This window comes from Dysosmobacter acutus, from assembly GCF_018919205.1.
Taxonomy (GTDB): Bacteria; Bacillota; Clostridia; order Oscillospirales; family Oscillospiraceae; genus Oscillibacter; species Oscillibacter acutus.
The window spans coordinates 1,552,386-1,567,302 of sequence record NZ_JAHLQN010000001.1 but is presented as its reverse complement, the minus strand read 5'-3'; the positions used below and the strand labels follow the sequence as shown (position 1 = coordinate 1,567,302).

The following is a 14,917-nucleotide window of genomic DNA, read 5'->3' as shown; positions in this document are numbered from 1 at the left end:
GCAATGTTACCCTTTTCTCAGGAGGTACAGATATGAAACGATTTGCAATGAAATTCGCAACAACCGTGCTCACACTTTCGCTCCTGTCCACCGGGGCATCCGCCCTGACCCACACCGTGGTCCAAGGCGACACCATGTGGAAACTGGCGGTCAAATATGAGGTTGGCACCAGGGAAATCATCAACGCCAATCCCCAGATATCCAATCCGGACCTGATCTATCCCGGCCAGGCTCTGACCATCCCTCAGCTTGACCAGGGTGTCTCCGCCTTTGAGAGCGAGGTCATGCGCCTGGTGAATGAAGCCCGGGCGAAAAATGGCCTGAAGCCGCTGAGCGCCAATTGGGAGCTCTCCCGCGTCGCCCGGTACAAATCCCAGGACATGGTGGACCGGCGCTACTTCTCCCACACCAGCCCCACCTATGGCACGCCCTTCCAGATGATCAAGTCCTTCGGCCTTACTTACCGCACCGCAGGTGAGAACATCGCCTACGGCCAATCCACCCCCCAGGCCGTGGTCAACGCGTGGATGAACTCCAGCGGCCACCGCGCCAACATCCTGAACCCGTCCTATACCCAGATCGGCGTCGGATATGTGGCCAATGGCCACTACTGGACTCAGCTGTTCATCGGGTAAATGCGTTTTATTGTCTGAGCCGTTTGAGTCCGCTCCCAACCGCCCGTCTCGGTCTTTTTCAGTGGAATGGAGGCTAAAAATTTTCCAGCGCTCTATTGACAAACGATCAGCCTCTCGTCTATACTGAGGAAAGAAAAGGGAGTAGCTTGCGGTTTATCCGTGACAAACGGCGTCATGACGGCCTTGCGCCCGCGTTTGTATGAAAAAGCGAGACTTTTATTGCAGTTGACCTGTAATAAAAGTCTCGTTTCTTTTTTTACGGGTATTGCAGCTTAAAATTTTAGGAGGTCTTGTTGTGGATATCTTGCTGGAAAATATCCTGCTGTTGGAGTGGAAGCAGGTGGTCATGTGGTTCATCGGCGGGCTTTTGATCTACCTGGCCATCAAAAAGAACATGGAGCCGTCGCTCCTGCTCCCCATCGGATTCGGCGCCATTCTGGTGAATCTGCCCCTGTCCGGCGTTGTCACCCAGGTCTACGACGGTGTGGCGGAGCCCGGCGCGCTGGATGTGCTGTTCAACGCCGGCATCTCCAATGAGCTCTTCCCCCTGCTTTTGTTCGTGGGCATCGGCGCCATGATCGACTTTACGCCCCTGCTCTCCAACCCCAAGCTGATGATCTTCGGCGCCGCCGCCCAATTCGGCATCTTTTTCACCCTCTGCATCGCCGTACTGCTGGGTTTTGATGTCAGCGACGCCGCCTCCATCGCCATCATCGGCGCCGCGGACGGCCCCACCTCCATCTTCGTTGCCAACTACTTCCAGTCCGCATACATCGGCGCCATCATTGTGGTTGCCTACTCCTACATGGCCCTGGTCCCCATTGTCCAGCCGCCGGTGATCCGGCTGATCACCACCCGCAGGGAGCGGCTCATCCGGATGGAGTACGCCTCCAAGCCTGTCTCCAAAACGGCCAAAATCCTCTTCCCCATCATCATCTCCATCATCGCCGGTCTGATCGCTCCCAGAAGTCTGGCCCTGATCGGCTTTTTGATGTTCGGCAATCTGGTCCGGGAGTGCGGCGTGCTGGACACCCTTTCCGAAACCGCCCAGCGGATTCTGGCCAACCTGATCACGCTTTTCCTGGGCCTCACCGTGGCCTCCAAAATGCAGGCGGACGCCTTTTTGAGCAAGGAGACGCTGATGATCCTTGGACTGGGCCTCTTTGCCTTCGTGTTCGACACCGTGGGCGGCGTTATGATCGCAAAGCTTTTCAACCTGTTCTCAAGGAAAAAGATCAACCCCATGATCGGCGCCGCCGGCATCTCCGCCTTTCCCATGTCCGCCCGGGTCGTCAACAAACTGGGCCTGGCGGAGGACAACCAAAACTTCCTGCTGATGCACGCCGTGGGCGTCAATGTCTCCGGTCAGATCGCCTCGGTGATCGCCGGCGGCCTGATTCTGAAGCTCTTCGGCTGATATGCACGCTCTTATCTTGTGAAAGGAGGTCTTCCCATGCTCCATGTTGACGCGCTGATGAAGGTACTGCCGCTGGCGCTGGACGGCTGGTTTGGCGTGTTTCTTGTAACGGCCGTGGCCATTGTGTCCATTTACCTGCTCAATTGGATCACATCCGGAAAATCAAAAAAGGATTAGCGGTTGAGTCAATAAAAAAGAGTGCGGAAGCTGCGCTTCCGCACTCTTTTCTCATGCTTTTTTAATCCACTTGAGGTCGTAGGGTTCATACACCACACGGCGGTAGGCATCCACATCCAGAGGAGTCTTGTCCCAGTCGGAGTGGAGATCGCCGTTTTGCTTGATGAGGATGTCATAGAGAATTTGGTAAACCGTATCGCCATCCCGCTCCACAATGGTGCTGTAGGGCAGGGTTTTGTGATAAGTCAGCTCCATACCCTTGTAGTCAAAGTGGAACCCGCAGCGCATCCGGCAGCCGTCCAGTCCGGTAAATTGGGCGATGGACCGCAGATTCTGCAAAATCATGTCCCCGTCCTCCTCATAGAGGTTCTCCGGCGTGGTGGCGGTATAGTCAAAGCGGAACTGGATGCTCACCGGCAGGTGCAAAAAGCGCTCCAGATAGGGGATCAGCCTTTCCTTGGGGTAGTCCCGGTACAGCACACAGTTGATCCGCACCGGAACCGCCAGCTTACCCAACAGCTCGTCGTTGGACTCCTCCACATATTTGACCAGATGGCGGGACACATTGATGCAGGTGATCTTCTCCCGGTTTTTCTCCGTAAATCGGACCACATCCTCTGGAGACTGCTTTCGGGAGACGGGCAGCGTGGTGTTGATATAGACCTTGTGGGTGGTGGGCACATGGTCCAGCATCGTCTGAAGCGCCTCAAGGTCCGCAAAGGGCTCGCCGCCGGTGAACACGAAATCGCACCTCGGCGTGATGGCGTCCATCAGCTCAATGCTGCGGCATATCTTTTCCACACTGAATCCATCCAAATTGGAGTATTCTTCTTTATTGATGCAGAAGGGGCAGTGGTTTCCGCAGTCATACGGTACAAACACCGTGACGGTAGCCCCACCCTCCCGCGTCTTATAGGGGTATTTCATGGTTTGTCAGCCAGCCTTTCCCATGAGATTTGCATTGGGAGTCTTTTGTGCCGACGGACCCAGGCGCGCCGCCCATAGAAACAGAATGCTCTCGCGGAGCTGCATCCCCGCAGGCTCCCAGGCGTCCGTCGAAATCAAAAAAAGAGATGTTCTCTCCAGAACATCTGTCTTTTTGCCTGTTTTATTATAAAACCCCCGACTTGTGCTGTCAATATGTATCCTGTGTTGTTTTTCTGCCCGCCTGCATTTTTCAATGCCTCTCCCATATCCTCCCCACATATATGAACAAATTCGTAATTTTCCCATCAGACCTTGACAGGCGCTTTTAAATTATGTAAACTATTCCCATCTAAGAACTGTAAGGAGGAACTTCATGCGCAGGGCATTGATTGCGATGATCAGCTTTTTGGTCATGTGGGGCGGCTGGCTGATATACTCCGCCAGGAAGTCCCGCCGCGATTGTCAGGAAAAAGAACCCAAGGACTCGTAAAGAGCTCCTCTGCCGGCATTGGCAGAGGAGCTCTTTTTATAAATGTGTACGCCTTTTGCGCTTGGGCCGGCAGGCGGTCTGAACAATGGGATATTCCTGGTAAGTCCGATCAGCCCTTTCAAAACGGGGGACTTTTCAAGCTGAGGCGGGAATCCCGTTTTTTACTCTTCCGGCTCATCGGCCTCATCTGTCTCCCCATCGGATTCGCTCTCGCCGGAATCCTCCTCATCCTGGGTTTCATCGCCTTCACTGCCGCTTTCGGAAGGTTCCTCTTCCCATGAACTGTCGGCAGATTCCTGTGCCGGGTCCGGGGATTCCTCCTCCGAATCGTCGTTCTTGTGCCACTCCTTCTCCTCCTTTGCCGATGCGGCGCCTTCCTCCGGGTCATCCGGGTCCTCCTCCGGATCAGCGGGCTTCTTGGCTTTCTCCTCCGATTCCTCAGGATCGTCGCTTTCATCCGGCTCCTTGCGTTCCTCCTCTTGCTCCTCCTGTTCCTCCCGCTTCTCCTCCAGAGCCTCTCGGAACTCAGGGACCTCCATCCATCTGGCGTCCTGGGCCAGCAGCTCCAGCAGCGTCTCCTGGTCCAGGTCCTCCAAATCGTCATCTTCCGTCATCAGCCGTCCGGCGATATAGCGGCCCAGAGACACGCCGCTGCGCTCCGCCGCCTGGACATCCTCCGTCCGCCCGGACAGAAACGCCGGAGTCCGGCTCTGGAACAGGTCCCGCAGACTCCCTTCCATTCCCCGGGCCTCCTCCCGCTCCGGCGCGTATCCGATCAGCAGGGTCCCGCCGCCCACCAGCCGCTCCAGCTCCGGCCCCATCTCCAGAATGGAGCGCCCCTTCAGGGCGGCCAGCACACTCTCCGGAATATCTCCCCCTGTGGAGACGGCGCTGAGGATGTTGTAGTTTTTATCCAGCACCACCTGGATGCCCTGCTCCGCCTCAAGGGAGACCACGGCATAGGCTGTGGGCGTGAGGAACCGGGAGGTCAGCAGCAGCGAAATACACACCAGACACGCGGCGGCGATCCCGCCGATGCGCCGGATCATCCGGGCCCCGGTCCTCCGCACGGGCGGTGCAAAGTCCAGCACCTTTCCCCTATCCTGATACAAATCCTCCGGCAGGACGTAGATGCGCTGGCCAACCGCCATCTGCGGCCTGCGCCTGATGCGGACCACCGCGCCCCCTTCCTTCATGGCCAGGGCGTAGGACTCTTTCAACTCCAGAACGACGGCTTTATCTATCATGATTACACCTCGCTCCTCTGATCCAGCTGAGTAAACCTGGAAACTTCTTCACAAACACCAACATGGTGCCCAAAATAAACACCTTGCTGTCCTTCACAATTTTCTCCGTCACGCCGCACACCCGGGAGACTTCCCGGACGGGCAGCTTCCGTTTGCGATAGGTGTGCTCCACCACCCGCGGCTCCTCGCTGGAGCGCCGGGCCACATCCACCGCCCGGTCCCGCGTGTCCCGGTGCCTGGGCGCCTGATCCGCCAGAGTCTCCATGGTGAGGCCGAACAGGGACAGTTCCTCCTGATAGGCCGCGATCTCCTCCCGCAGGGAACTTTCGTCCGCCGGCTCCGCCGCAAACTCCCTTCCGCTTTCCTGTAGCTCCTCCAGAGACGCCTCCCCGGCGCGGCGGTTTTCCTGTTCAAGAAAGGTCCGGAGCCGGCTTTTTATCACCAGCCCCGCATACGCAAGGAAGTTTCCCCGCTGGGGATCGTATCTCCGGACCGCCTCGGCAAAGGCGATCAGCGCAATGCTGAACGAATCGTCATGCTCCACCGAGACATACCGGCCGGTGCAGCCGCTGACCGTGCGGACGATGAACGCCATATGGCGCTCAATCAGCGCGTCTATCTGTTCCATTTGGATGTTTTCCCCTGCAATCACCACGGCCACCTCCCGCCTCAGTTTCAGAGATACTATATCAGATCTCTCCCCGGCAGGCAACCGTTTTACGCGGCTCTCTCCCCGGCCAGCAGGTTGACGCTGTCGATACCCCCCACGTCGAATAGCTGGCCGATCAGCGTATCGCTGTTCGCAACATCCACCTGAACCTCATAGACCAGTTCAAAGGAATCGGAAAGTACGTTCTTGGCCTTCACCCTGTTGCGCAGGCAGCTTTGCTCCACAATGGCGCCCACCACGCCCAGGTCCGCGCTGCTGCCCCGGACCACCAGCATCATGTCGTCCGGCACCTTGTTCCTCCGGCCGGTGCAGACCAAAAAGGTCCCCAAGACCAGGCTTCCGGATAAGCCGATCAGATAGCTTCCGGTGGCGGCGGCCAGGCCGATGGCCATGCTCCAGAAGATGAACCCAATGTCCCGGGGGTCCCGGATGTTGGTACGGAACCGGACAATGGACAGCGAGCCCAACATGCCCAGGGAAAGGGCCAGATTTGACTGGATCAGGTCCATCAGGATAGTGGAAAGGAATGCCAGCGCCACCAGTGTGGCGGCGAACCGGGGCCTGTAGGCCGCGGACGGGTTGGCCAGGCGATAAGCGCCCCACAAGATGACCGAAAGAAACAGCGCGGCGCCCAGGCTGAGAAAAACGGCCTTGGTATCCGGCTTGGAGACAAGTGTGCCCAGCAGCTTGTTGACCGCATCGTTGAATTGTTCCATATCAAGTTCCTCCTTTGATGGCGGCCGTCAGGCCACCTGGGTCTGGGGTGCCAGGACGTTTACGCCATCGACGCCTTCCATGTCGTTGAACAACAGCAGCAGTTTCTCCTCTTCCTCCCGGGGAACGCTCAGGCGGTAGACCAGCTCAAAGGAGTCGGAAAACACATTTTTGGACTGAACGGTGCTGCCTGACAGCCCGCTGAACACGGCCTGCACGTCCCCGATCTTTTCCTTCCTCCCTCTTACCACCATGGTCAGCGCGGCCCTCTTCCTGTCGGCGCGCCCAAGCGTCAGCATGACCAGGCCCATGACGGCCGTTCCCGCCATCCCCACGGCGAAGGACCCCAGCGCCGCGGAAATGCCGATGGAGAGGCTCCAGAATACGAACCCCAGGTCCCGGGGGTCCCGGGTGTTGGTCCGGATGCGGCAGATGGACAGCGCTCCCAACGCGCCAAGGGAGTAGACCGGCTTACTCTGGATCAGCACCAGCAAAACCGTGGAGGACAACGTCAGCATCATCAGCGTGACGTTGAATTTCCGGCTGTAGCTCAGCGAGTCGTGACAGAGGCGGTACACCACCATCATAACGCCCGCCAAGATCAGCGCCGCCGACAGCCGGACCAGCAACCCGCCCGCTGACATGGGGGCCAACGGCGCTTCCATGCACTCAAAAAACCATTTGCTCATTGCTTCCATCCTCTCTTTCTCATCAGGAATAATACGTGTGCAGCAGCGCCCGGGAACTGCCGAATTTGCTGGGCGGCGTCCTGGTCAGATCGCACCGGGCCAGCGCCTCCTGCACCTGACGCAGCAAAAAGCGGTCGTACTTGATCTCCAGGATCGTCTCGTCCCAGGGCAGGGTGGACTTGAAATTCAAACGCTGTGCAAAGAGGTCGTGGCAGAACTCACAGCAGCGCAGGTTGTTGTCCAGCGTCACCCGGGTGTTGAAGTTAGGATGCGTATAGGCCCGGCGGTCGTACTCCACAAGGGAGACCGGGCGGTAGAGCCGGGTGGTCATCAGGTCGTAGGCGTAGCGGGCGCACCCGGCGTCATAGTGCAGCAGCACGCTGTAGTCCCGGTTGATGAGGCGCATGGCCTCCTCCCGGGTGATGACCACGCTCTCCTTCAGCTCCCGGCCGCAGCTCTTGCGCTTCATCTCAAATTTTGCCTTTTTGTCCTCCGGATGATAAATCCGGACCCGGATGCGCTTTTTTTCATCCGCGTGTTCCTTTTTATCCCGGTAGTCCTCGTTGCAGATGCTGTCAAAATACACGCTGCGGACCGTATAGCCATTGTAGCCGCCGTAGGCGTCCGGCGTCAGAAGCCGGTCCAGCGCATCCAGTAGAAAGAGGCGGTCCGGCAATGAAAGCAGGTATTTGATCTCCCGGCGGGCAACCGCCAGCACGTCTGTCTGGGCGTTCATTCTGTCATCTCCTTTTGCTATAAGATACGGTGCCGCCCTTTTGTTTCGGTACCATTTTCCCAAATCCGGAGAAATGATTTTGCCGCTTCAAAAAGGAAGGCGCCCGCACAGCTGTGCGGGCGCCTTCCTTTTGAGGTTTATCAGCTTTTCCGCTCCCGCCGGGACTGATGCCGTGCCACGGCAAAACCCAGCAGCGCCATGCCCGCCGTCCCGTAGGCCAGCCGGACGAGCAGCGCCTCAGCCGGCATGGTGAAGGCCGGATCCAGCACGCTCAGGCTCAGGGGATACTCTGTGAACAACGGCTCGGCGTACAGGCTCCATTCCACCGACCGGGGCAGGTATGCCGCCGTCAGCGCCGCGGCCATCAGCACAAACAGCAGCGCCGGATGAATGCGGCCCGCCGTCAATCCGCAGCCCAGCCAAAAGAGCGCCGGCGGCAGCAGGGCGATAAGCGATGGGAGCAGCAGTCTGGCGCAGGGCACGTCGGTGCCAAACAGCGCCCACAGGAACCCAGCCCCCAGCGCCGAGACCGCAAAGGCCAAAACCAGCCATGCTGTGAACGCCGCGCCGCACTTTACCAGAAGATACCTCCCCGGGCGGACAGGTGCGGCGTCAGATAGAACCTCCAGTCCCCGCGTCCGCTCCGCGCTCTGGTTCCACAGAAGAAACAGCAGCAGCACGCTTAAAAGCGGCAGCAGCCGCGCAAGATACGCGCCAAAGCTCCATGGGGAGAAAGGGGCCGTGTTGGCCACGCCCAATATAATGGTACCGGTCAAAAGCCGCCAGCCGTACCAGATCGTCACCACAGTGATGCCCAAAAACCCCTTGTTCCAAATGGAGCGGCGCAGCTCATACCAAAACACCTTACCCACGCTGCACATCTCCTTTCTCCAGTCCGCACTCACCTAAAAAGTCGCCTAAAGTGATATACGGCGGCATCTCTGTCCCGCCCTCCCGGTACAGCTTTGCCCAGATATCGTCCAGGGGCTCTTCACCGATCCGCTCCGCCGCCCGGTAGATCATCAGGGCATTGCCGTCATACCAGTTGGCCCCGGCCGCGCTGGCGGAGACATCGTTTTGATACCGCTCCGGAAGGCGATTGAGATAGTCCGGATGGCGCTGATAAAAGGAGGCGGAAAGCTGAGACATGGTGTTCTCCCACTTTTTCACGTAGTTCCTGTGGGCGTACTCCCTGCCCATCACCCGGCACATCAGCCGATAGGTGGTGTAGACCGTGATCCCCTCGTCGTTCCAGCAGGGGTCTTCCGGGTCCGTCAGCGTGGCGCCCAGCCCCCACCACTGATGGATGATCTCATGGGCCAGAATCTCCGCGCTGCCGGGCCCTTTGTCCGGGTCGGCCAGATTTTCATCGCTGAAATAGCTCTCGCCCATGCCGCTGACGCCGGAGACCGCAAAGCCGCCGAAGTTGAACGCCGTGGTCTGAATGATTTTGAACCCCTCCCCCCCGGAGCGGGGGCCGTATGTGGCGCTACAGTATTGAATGGCCTTCTCCATCAGGTCCAGCGCCCCGTCTTTCAGGCGCTCCTGATATTTCTTGCTGTAGCAGAAGTCCATGGACGTTCCGTCGTCCGCGTCAAGCTGCGTGGTGATGAAATCCCCCGCGTAGAGGAAGAGCCGGTCCGTGCCGGTATTCTCCACCATCCAGGAGTTGGTCCCGTCACCGCTTGTGCCAAGCAGCGTCGCCGTGCCTGTTCCCACCGGCACAAGATCGTCCTTCAAATCAATGCGCAGGGATATCTCAGCCTCCTCCGGCACCGCCACGCAGCCCGCCACCACGGGGGCAAGGGTCTTGCTGGTCATGGTCACGCTCCGGGCGCTGATGGTGTCGGCGTTCAGCTGGGACTCCATCTCGTTCCACATCTTCGGCATCCCACCGTAGTGAATCCGGAGTTCGATCTCCTCCTCCGCCGGCAGTGTGCATCGCAGCTCCCGGGAGGCAAGCATGTCGTTGCGCAGGTCCTCAAACGGAATTTCTTTCCCGTTCGCCGAAACAGAGCGCACCGCATAGCCGCTGTTCAGTTCAAAGTACAGCTCCTGGGGCCGCCCCGAGGAATTGCGGATCGTAAAGGCGGCGTCTCCGGACATGGTGCCCATGAGATAGCTCTTGATCCGGACCCGGAGCGCTGTCTTCTCCAGCGTCAGCGCCTCGTTGAACCGGTCCTCCTCCTTGTCCAGACACTCCATCCAGTTGGCCGGGCTGTGGTCCGAAAAAGGCTGCCACAGCCAGAGAAGCCCTCCGCCGCACAAAAGAACAGCCGCCAGGACTGGCAGCGCGGAGCGGCGTGCGTGCCTGAAAAAGGAACCAAGGGCGCCCCGGCCGTACTGCCGCACACACAGCAGGCTCAGCAGCCACGCGCCGCCCATCAGCCCTATCCACACCACCCTGCTGTAAAGCGCGGTGCGCCACACAATGGCGCTGCCAAAGGCGTCGGAAAGAGTGGAGACCAGCGGGACGCACCACTGCGCCAGAAAAAACTGCCGGCAATCGGTGCCCATGGAAACCGCCAGCGCCGCCAAAACAGCCAGCAGACTGACATCCAGCCGCTGGACAAGCTGCCAGAGAGCGGCGGCGGCCAGAGCGCCCATAATCGGCCCCGGGAGAAACAGCAGGCAGACGGAGAGCGTATAGTCGCTGAGCGAGAACACGATGTCCAGCTTCCAGGCGGTGTAAGGAAGATAACTCACGAAGACGGCAGCCGCCGTCAAACCGGCCACGGTCCACACCGCCATCAGACGGACCGCCGCCATGCGCATGGGGTTCACAATGGCGTCGGACAGGTCACCGATTCCGCTGCGGCGGGCCTGATCCAGGGAGAACAGCACCATCAGGGCAAAGAAAACCGCGCCCAGCGCTCCGCCGGCCAGCATGGGGTTGGCAAGGTACAGCGCCGACATGGAATCCCCAATGGTCAGAGTCAACAAGCCGTGTCCTGTCAGCGGGGCCAGCGCGGAGAGGCCCGCCAAGAGACAGGTCAGCGGATTCCGCGACAGCCGTTTGAGCTCCACGCGATAGAGAGAGAACCGTTTCATTGCGCGCCGCCCCCCTTGGTGATGAGAAAGAGATAGGCGTCCTCCAGCGTCGGCTCCACGGCCTCCGCCTGCGCCGGCAGCTCCTCCGCAACGCCGCGGCACAGCACGCCGGCGGCGGTGTTGACCCGGGAGGTGATGTGCAGGGATTCCTCCGCGTCCGGCCCCTCCAGGAACGTGCCCACATGGCCCTGGGCGGCGCGGATCAGCTCTTCCGGACGGCCCGTAAATAAAATCCGTCCCCCGTCGATGACAATGATCCGGTCGCAGACGGACTGCACATCCTCAATGATATGGGTGGAGAGGAGCACCAGCTTATCCTGGGCGGTGGAGGAAAACAGGTTGCGAAAGCGAATGCGCTCCTCCGGGTCCAGCCCCACGGTGGGCTCGTCAAAAATGAGGAATTCCGGCGCGCCAAGCAGCGCCTGGGCAATGCCCACCCTCTGGCGCTGACCGCCGGAGAGGGTCCAGATCCGGGCTTTTCGCTTCTCCTCCAGGCCCGTTGCCGCAATGGCCCGGGCAATGGCGTTTTTGCTGTCATCGATGCTTTTCAGCGCGGCCATATAGTCCAAAAACTGCCAGACGGTCAGCTCGTCGTAGAGGCCGAACCGCTGCGGCAGATACCCCAGCCTGGCTTTGAGCTGCCGCTCGCACGCTGTAAGGGACGTGCCGTCCACGCGGATGCTTCCCTGACTGGGCAGCAATCCCGCCACAAGCAGCTTCATCAGCGTGGATTTTCCCGCCCCGTTTGGCCCGATCAGCCCGATGAGGCTGGGGTTTTTCAGGGAAAGGCTGATGTCCCGCAGCGCCTGCTTCCCGTTGGGATAGGTCATGCTGAGATGGTCGATTTCGATTTGCATTGCTTACTCCTCCGTTGTCTGATGGTTTGTGCCGGGTGCGGCGCTGTAATAGCGGATGTATCCGCCTTGCGCGTCGGCGGCGGTGCGGGCGTCAAATTCCGCCTTGGTGCAGGCTTTCAGCCCGGTCAGGGTCCCGTTTCCATCGCCGTCGGGCCGCCCATAGTCCCGCAGCGTCACAACGTCCACCGTGCCGCCGTCCGTCCAGTGATTGGTGATGGTGCCCCGGAACCTTCCGCTCTCCGGCGTCTTGCCGTTGGAAGAGCGCACGTCGCAGAAATACCGGACCGTCTCTCCGTCCCACAGCAGCGCGTCCCGGCTGACGTCATAGGACAGGCCAAGGGGCTGATATTCCGCATACAGCGCGGCCAGTTCCTCCGCGCTCATCGGTTCGCCCGCCTGGGCGGTGCCAGGGTCCGGATGCAGCAGCGGCTCCAAATCCCGGCTTTGAAACTCCGATTCAGAGCAGACGCGCAGTCCCGTCAGAACGCCGCCCGGATCAAAGCTTCCGTCCGCATTGCGGGTCAGCCCGGAAAAGTCCCGCTCCGCCCGCACGTCGACGACGCCCTCCCGGTCGAAAAAGGTCATGCCCGCCGCATTCTCATCCACCGGGTACAGGTCTTCGAAATATCGCACCCGGTCTCCGCCAAAGAGGAGCTGGCCGCTGCGCTCCTCATACGTCAGTCCAAACGCGCTATAAGCGGCAAAGGCCCCGGCGCTGTCGGCCTCCCCGCCGCAGGACGTTCCGTCGGCTTGGCTTATGCGTGTGCAGGCGGAGAGTATGGCGGCGAAAGCGGCAAGGCATGGTATGATCCGTACTTTTTTCATAGACGATCTCCTCCATAATTTGAAGCTATGGACAGGATACCGCCCTTATTTGGAGTGGAGTTGAATTTTTCATGGAGATTGTGTGGAGTTTGCCTGGCGGCGGGATATAAAAGCGCGGCAGACCGGTATCCGGCCTGCCGCAAAACGCTATTGGGGAAAAACGATATCCGCTTTGACGCCGCTTTCGGTATTGCAGATGGCAAAGGAGGCGTGATGCCGCTCCGCAATCATTTTCACAAGATATAGCCCCAGTCCGCTGCCCCCGGTTTCCCGGTTCCGGGACTCCTCCACCCGGTAAAACGCCTCGCACAGGTGGGGAAGCGCATGCTCCGGAATCTGGACGCCGCTGTTTTCCATGGACAGATGCACCCCGCGCTCCTCCGCCTGAAGCCGCACCCTGGTGGAGGCACCGGGTGGAGAATAGGTCAGGGCATTGGTCAGCAGATTGGAGACGGCAAGGCGGAGGAGCGTCCCGTCCCCCTCCACCGTGAGTCCCGGCGCAAGGTCCATTGAGAGAGTCTGTTCCCGCTGTACGGCCAGGTCCTCCGCCTGCTCAGTCTGCTGGCGCACAAGATCGGAGAGGTCAACCGCTTCCCGCCTGACGAGGCCGTCGGCTTTTTCCATGCGGGAGACTGTCAGCATCTCCTGAATCAACGCTTCCATGCGCCCGGTCACCGTCAGGGCGCGGGCCAGATACTTATCTCTGTCCTGGTATACGTCCACTTTGCCCAGCATGCCGGAGATCTGACCTTTCAAAATCGTGATGGGGGTCTTCAGCTCATGGGACGCCGCAGCGAAAAAGGCGGTGCGCTGGCGTTCCGTCTCCCGCTGGCGGTCGATGTCCTCCTGCAAGGATGCGTTGGCCTCCTTCAGCTCGCTGAGCGCGCCGGAAAGCCGCTCTGAGAGTTCATCCAAATTTCTGCCAAGAATTCCGATCTCATCTCCCCGCTTTTCTCCGCATTTCCACGAGAAGTCCAGCCCGGCCATCCTTTGGGATATCCCGCTCAGCCGGACGATGGGACGGGTGATATAGCGGGAGTAAAACAGCGCTCCCAAAAGGGAGATGGTCAAAACCAGCACCATGAGATACGGCATCACCCGGCCAATGGCCTCCAGCGTCTGGTTGACGCCCACCAGACTGGCTACGACGGTCAGCTCGTAGGGCGTATCGTCGCCCGCGAAATAAAACGGCATATTCCAGTCCGAGCTGGTGACGGCAACCGCGCCCATCCCGAAAAATCCATCTTCAAAAAGGCCTGTCGTTTCAGATTCCCCGCTTGTGACCACCACGTCCGACTCGCCGGCCTCCTCCGTTCCTCCGGGGCCCTCAGCGGTGATCGTCACGCTCAAATTGGCGGACCCGGTTCCGGCGGCGGCAGCGGCGCTCCGCGCAACAGAGATCGGCAGGTCCACCAAATTGCCCTCCGTGTCTGTCACCACCACCTCCGCGCCGGTGTCCAGAAGGAAGGCGTCAAGCAGCGGCCCGCTGTCCTCCAGCGCCACATTCTGAAGCTCGTTGACCAGCTCATCCGTCTTTTCCTTCAGGTCGTCCCAGGCGATGGTCTGATAGGTGATGGGCGTGGCCCACGCAAGGAACACATAGGTGGCGGCACAGGCCCCCATCAGAATCAGCGCGGTGAGCAGGAAGATTCGGGCCGTCAGACTCTTGCGGATTTTTTCAATGAAGCTTTTCAATCCGATACCCCACCCCTCGCACAGTTTCTATGTAGTCCCGTCCCAATTTCCTGCGCAGATTTTTGATATGGCTGTCCACAATCCGCTCATCTCCCAGAAAATCGTAGTTCCAAAGCCGGCCTAACAGGACGGAGCGGGTCAGCACCCGCCCCTGATTCCGCACCAGTTCCCGCAGCAGCTCAAACTCCCGGTTCGTCAGTTCAACAGGCGTTCCATCCACGCTGGCCCGGTAATCGTCCAAATCCAGCAGCAATTCCGCGTAGGAAAGCGTGTGCCGCTCCTCCCCGCCGCTCCGGCGCAGGATTGCCCCGATTTTCCGCAGCAGCACAGGCATGGAAAACGGCTTGGTCACATAATCGTCCGCCTGCAAATCGAAGCCTTTGATTTGGTTTTCCTCGGCATCCAGAGCCGTCAGCATGATGATGGGAACATCAGACTCCCTGCGGACCAGTTCGCAGACCCCATAGCCGTCGATTTTCGGCAGCATCAAATCCAGCAGCAGAAGGTCCCAGCTCCCTTTATGAAACAATTCCAGCGCCGTGACCCCGTCCCCCGCGGCGGCGGCTTCATAACCGGCGTCGCGCAGGTACGCGCACAGCAGCTCCTGAATATCCGGTTCATCTTCAATGACTAAAATACGTCTCATGGTATCACTCCCATTGAAAAGTATACCACGCCTTTTTGAATTTCGTATGGATTTTTGCACTTTATTGAAAAGCGCCTGCGCGGCATATCCGCCTTCATCAAGGGCTTTCCGGGATTCCGCCTCAGGCCTCATTTTTAGGCT

General features: G+C 59.5%; 16 protein-coding genes. 3 read left to right on the top strand and 13 right to left on the bottom strand.

What is annotated here, in order from left to right:
• The first annotated feature begins 32 nt into the window (after nucleotides 1–32).
• The 3 genes from safA (at nucleotide 33) to KQI82_RS07565 (ending at nucleotide 2,229) form a co-directional block, all read left to right on the top strand.
• Nucleotides 33–635, top strand: coding sequence for a SafA/ExsA family spore coat assembly protein (safA, locus tag KQI82_RS07575; protein ID WP_241426657.1), 603 nt, complete (start codon nucleotides 33–35; stop codon nucleotides 633–635).
• A 346-nt stretch (nucleotides 636–981) separates the two neighbouring features.
• Nucleotides 982–2,052 (top strand): sodium ion-translocating decarboxylase subunit beta, encoded by a 1,071-nt coding sequence (locus tag KQI82_RS07570; RefSeq protein WP_216633660.1) that lies wholly within the window; start codon nucleotides 982–984, stop codon nucleotides 2,050–2,052.
• A gap of 36 nt (nucleotides 2,053–2,088) precedes the next feature.
• On the top strand, nucleotides 2,089–2,229 hold the full coding sequence (locus KQI82_RS07565) for an oxaloacetate decarboxylase (protein ID WP_216632219.1): 141 nt from the start codon (nucleotides 2,089–2,091) through the stop codon (nucleotides 2,227–2,229).
• Between the two features lie 51 nt (nucleotides 2,230–2,280).
• Here the strand turns inward: KQI82_RS07565 and KQI82_RS07560 are convergent, their stop codons facing one another.
• From KQI82_RS07560 to KQI82_RS07505, 13 genes are all read right to left on the bottom strand, one after another.
• The gene (locus KQI82_RS07560; RefSeq protein WP_216632218.1) at nucleotides 2,281–3,156 is read right to left on the bottom strand and encodes a 4Fe-4S cluster-binding domain-containing protein; all 876 of its coding nucleotides are present in this window, start codon (nucleotides 3,154–3,156) and stop codon (nucleotides 2,281–2,283) included.
• A 134-nt stretch (nucleotides 3,157–3,290) separates the two neighbouring features.
• Entirely contained in the window at nucleotides 3,291–3,422 is a 132-nt protein-coding gene (locus KQI82_RS15765) for a hypothetical protein (protein WP_277602908.1), read from the bottom strand.
• A 385-nt stretch (nucleotides 3,423–3,807) separates the two neighbouring features.
• Complete coding sequence (locus KQI82_RS07555; protein ID WP_216632217.1) at nucleotides 3,808–4,893, bottom strand: anti-sigma factor domain-containing protein; 1,086 nt, start codon at nucleotides 4,891–4,893, stop codon at nucleotides 3,808–3,810.
• On the bottom strand, nucleotides 4,883–5,521 hold the full coding sequence (locus KQI82_RS07550; protein WP_241426656.1) for a sigma-70 family RNA polymerase sigma factor: 639 nt from the start codon (nucleotides 5,519–5,521) through the stop codon (nucleotides 4,883–4,885). Before KQI82_RS07550 ends, KQI82_RS07555 begins: the two co-directional genes overlap by 11 nt.
• An 89-nt stretch (nucleotides 5,522–5,610) precedes the next feature.
• Nucleotides 5,611–6,279, bottom strand: a complete 669-nt coding sequence (locus tag KQI82_RS07545) for a DUF4956 domain-containing protein (RefSeq protein WP_216632215.1) — start codon at nucleotides 6,277–6,279, stop codon at nucleotides 5,611–5,613.
• 27 nt (nucleotides 6,280–6,306) lie between these two features.
• The gene (locus KQI82_RS07540; protein ID WP_241426655.1) at nucleotides 6,307–6,966 is read right to left on the bottom strand and encodes a DUF4956 domain-containing protein; all 660 of its coding nucleotides are present in this window, start codon (nucleotides 6,964–6,966) and stop codon (nucleotides 6,307–6,309) included.
• Between the two features lie 22 nt (nucleotides 6,967–6,988).
• Nucleotides 6,989–7,702 carry a polyphosphate polymerase domain-containing protein gene (locus tag KQI82_RS07535; RefSeq protein WP_216632214.1) on the bottom strand — a complete coding sequence of 238 codons (714 nt, stop codon included), beginning with the start codon at nucleotides 7,700–7,702 and terminating at the stop codon, nucleotides 6,989–6,991.
• A 140-nt stretch (nucleotides 7,703–7,842) separates the two neighbouring features.
• Nucleotides 7,843–8,574: a hypothetical protein gene (locus tag KQI82_RS07530; protein ID WP_216632213.1), complete on the bottom strand. Its 732-nt coding sequence runs from the start codon at nucleotides 8,572–8,574 to the stop codon at nucleotides 7,843–7,845.
• Entirely contained in the window at nucleotides 8,567–10,753 is a 2,187-nt protein-coding gene (locus tag KQI82_RS07525; protein ID WP_216632212.1) for a M1 aminopeptidase family protein, read from the bottom strand. The genes KQI82_RS07530 and KQI82_RS07525 overlap by 8 nt, the downstream gene beginning before the upstream one ends.
• Complete coding sequence (locus KQI82_RS07520; protein WP_216632211.1) at nucleotides 10,750–11,610, bottom strand: ATP-binding cassette domain-containing protein; 861 nt, start codon at nucleotides 11,608–11,610, stop codon at nucleotides 10,750–10,752. Before KQI82_RS07520 ends, KQI82_RS07525 begins: the two co-directional genes overlap by 4 nt.
• 3 nt (nucleotides 11,611–11,613) lie before the next feature.
• A complete protein-coding gene (locus tag KQI82_RS07515; RefSeq protein ID WP_216632210.1) occupies nucleotides 11,614–12,435 on the bottom strand; it encodes a hypothetical protein in 822 nt (273 codons plus the stop codon).
• 147 nt (nucleotides 12,436–12,582) lie between these two features.
• Entirely contained in the window at nucleotides 12,583–14,130 is a 1,548-nt protein-coding gene (locus KQI82_RS07510) for a sensor histidine kinase (protein WP_241426654.1), read from the bottom strand.
• Nucleotides 14,114–14,776: a response regulator transcription factor gene (locus KQI82_RS07505; protein WP_216632209.1), complete on the bottom strand. Its 663-nt coding sequence runs from the start codon at nucleotides 14,774–14,776 to the stop codon at nucleotides 14,114–14,116. Before KQI82_RS07505 ends, KQI82_RS07510 begins: the two co-directional genes overlap by 17 nt.
• Nucleotides 14,777–14,917: the final 141 nt, after the last annotated feature.

Bases quoted from the DNA above. Each gene is read 5' to 3' on its own strand.
- safA (WP_241426657.1), top strand. From the start codon at position 33: ATGAAACGATTTGCAATGAAATTCGCAACAACCGTGCTCACACTTTCG.
- KQI82_RS07570 (WP_216633660.1), top strand. From the start codon at position 982: ATGTGGTTCATCGGCGGGCTTTTGATCTACCTGGCCATCAAAAAGAAC.
- KQI82_RS07565 (WP_216632219.1), top strand. From the start codon at position 2,089: ATGCTCCATGTTGACGCGCTGATGAAGGTACTGCCGCTGGCGCTGGAC.
- KQI82_RS07560 (WP_216632218.1), bottom strand. From the start codon at position 3,156: ATGAAATACCCCTATAAGACGCGGGAGGGTGGGGCTACCGTCACGGTG.
- KQI82_RS15765 (WP_277602908.1), bottom strand. From the start codon at position 3,422: ATGGGAGAGGCATTGAAAAATGCAGGCGGGCAGAAAAACAACACAGGA.
- KQI82_RS07555 (WP_216632217.1), bottom strand. From the start codon at position 4,893: ATGATAGATAAAGCCGTCGTTCTGGAGTTGAAAGAGTCCTACGCCCTG.
- KQI82_RS07550 (WP_241426656.1), bottom strand. From the start codon at position 5,521: ATGGAACAGATAGACGCGCTGATTGAGCGCCATATGGCGTTCATCGTC.
- KQI82_RS07545 (WP_216632215.1), bottom strand. From the start codon at position 6,279: ATGGAACAATTCAACGATGCGGTCAACAAGCTGCTGGGCACACTTGTC.
- KQI82_RS07540 (WP_241426655.1), bottom strand. From the start codon at position 6,966: ATGAGCAAATGGTTTTTTGAGTGCATGGAAGCGCCGTTGGCCCCCATG.
- KQI82_RS07535 (WP_216632214.1), bottom strand. From the start codon at position 7,702: ATGAACGCCCAGACAGACGTGCTGGCGGTTGCCCGCCGGGAGATCAAA.
- KQI82_RS07525 (WP_216632212.1), bottom strand. From the start codon at position 10,753: ATGAAACGGTTCTCTCTCTATCGCGTGGAGCTCAAACGGCTGTCGCGG.
- KQI82_RS07520 (WP_216632211.1), bottom strand. From the start codon at position 11,610: ATGCAAATCGAAATCGACCATCTCAGCATGACCTATCCCAACGGGAAG.
- KQI82_RS07515 (WP_216632210.1), bottom strand. From the start codon at position 12,435: ATGAAAAAAGTACGGATCATACCATGCCTTGCCGCTTTCGCCGCCATA.
- KQI82_RS07505 (WP_216632209.1), bottom strand. From the start codon at position 14,776: ATGAGACGTATTTTAGTCATTGAAGATGAACCGGATATTCAGGAGCTG.